This is a genomic window from uncultured Rothia sp. (genome assembly GCF_937976295.1).
Taxonomy (GTDB): Bacteria; Actinomycetota; Actinomycetes; order Actinomycetales; family Micrococcaceae; genus Rothia.
In genome coordinates, this window is sequence record NZ_CALJRY010000374.1 from 1 (window position 1) to 1,554 (window position 1,554).

Genomic DNA, 1,554 nt, shown 5'->3' on the forward strand with positions numbered 1-1,554 from the left:
GACGGCTGACCTGCTGGACGGCGTGCCCGGCCGTACCGATGAGGATGAGCTGGGTCTGACCTACCCGCAGATTGACGACTACCTGGAGGGTAAGGACATCGACGAGGCGGCGGCTGAGAAGCTGGCTCCTGCGGCGCACCGTGTGATTCGGCGGTACCGCCGTCAGGCTGTCGAAGCCGCTAATGATTACTTGGATGCGTCTGCTGCGCCGTTTGGTGCGCTCGCGTATCATCCTGCGCCTGAGCCCTATCCAGTTCAGGCGGTCAGGAAGCTATTTCGTGAGAATCAAGGAGCAACACCTGAGCAGCTGGCTGCTGCGGCGCGGCGTCACGTGGTGATGGCTGGCCGCAGGCAGGTGATGCGGTCTGTCCTGGATGCTGAGTTCGACGAGTTTGCGTCTGAAGATGAGCGTGCGCGTCATGAGCGTGGGTCAGTCACATTGGAGGGCTTCGATGAGGCTCTGGCAACGGTGAATGATTCAGCTGATGAGGCTCTGCGTCGGGCGGAGGTGGAGGCAGATAATGCTGATGCTGATTCTAAGCTTCCTCGCCTTCGCCCGGTTGGGTGGGCTCGTGTTTTGCAGGGGCGTTGGTCGTGCGGTTTTTGCATCATGCTTGCCGCGCGTGGCGCGGTTTATTCGTCTGCGGATGCGGCGCAGCTCGTAGCGGCTGAGGCTGGCAAGAAATCTCGGGAAGGGGGCTTCCTCTCTCGTCGTGCGAGGACGGAGCTGCGGAAGAAGAACCCGCGCGCGTTCCATGAGCATTGCGACTGCATTGTGGTGCCCGTTTTTGACCCTGAGAATTGGTCTGGGCGGGCTGAGCAGCAGAGGCTGGCGAAGTTCTATCGGGAGACGGTCGAGAAGGAAGACCGTAAGTATGAGGCTGACCCCGAGGGGTATGAGCCGGTCAAGATTTCGACAGTGCTATCGCGTGAGGCTGAGGCTTGGCAGGAGGCTGAGCGGCTTGATGGTAAAGATGAGCAGGTTGACCCGAAGTATTATGGGGCTCTTGCTTCTGAGATTCCTGACGGTGAGAAGCTGTACGGTCATGAGCTGTTGTTCTTGCTGAGGTTTGAAGCGTTGGGTAATAAGGCTCGGTGGATTGAACGGCCGGCACCTGATAAGGGTGGCGGGATGAAGCCCAGCAACGATTTCGTTTGGCTGAATAATGGCGAGCTGATTAGCGAGCTGAAATCCTCAAAGAACAAGTACTCGACGATTAAAAATCGAATATCTGACGCGGTGAAGAAAGCTCGCTTGCATGGTGTGCAGAAAGAGAATTTTGTTGTCGACCTTGGGGTTAGGCGTTTGGACGAAAAACTGATGAGGCAAATGCAAACATACAATTTACGAAATCCACAAGCCTCTATTAAAAACTTGTATGTTATGCACTCTGGAGGGCAACATCTAACCCAAATTCATCTTGAAACCAACAAGAATAGCTGATATGCTATGACCAAGGAGTTAGACGATTCCTCTGTAACCCTGAGCCTCACCTGTTACCTATTGGTGTGGCAATAACGCTTGGGCGGCCGCGGCTTTATGCTTCGGTCTAG

General features: G+C 55.5%; 1 pseudogene. It reads left to right on the forward strand.

The features are described 5' to 3' along the window. Positions 1-124, forward strand: a pseudogene (locus Q0216_RS09915) (NAD(+) synthase); the annotation flags it as partial. Positions 125-1,554 lie beyond the last annotated feature (1,430 nt).